The organism is Alkalibacterium sp. m-11, assembly GCF_054658155.1.
Genome location: NZ_BAAGIR010000646.1, coordinates 1 through 248, shown reverse-complemented (window position 1 = coordinate 248; position 248 = coordinate 1). Strand labels below are relative to the sequence as shown.

The following is a 248-nucleotide window of genomic DNA, read 5'->3' as shown; positions in this document are numbered from 1 at the left end:
TGGAAGTAGTTTGGTTGGTACCTACTATTTTGAACGAGATTTAGGGGAGGGGCAAGTGTTTTTTTGCTTTTCCTTGATATAACAACCATTGTAAGCAATTATTAAAAGAAAGTATTGACACTAACAAAGCGTAAGAGGAGGTGAAGAATATGTTAAAAGCTTATAAGTATCGACTCTACCCAAATGAAGAACAAAAAAACTATTTTGCGAACTGTTTTGGTTGTGCCCGCTTCATTTATAACCAAATG

Annotated in this window: 1 protein-coding gene; it reads left to right on the top strand. The window is 34.7% G+C overall.

Translation table 11 applies throughout. The features are described 5' to 3' along the window. Positions 1-149: 149 nt before the first annotated feature. The coding region (locus ACYQ2O_RS13780; protein ID WP_459771591.1) for a helix-turn-helix domain-containing protein at positions 150-248 on the top strand (99 nt) is incomplete at its 3' end.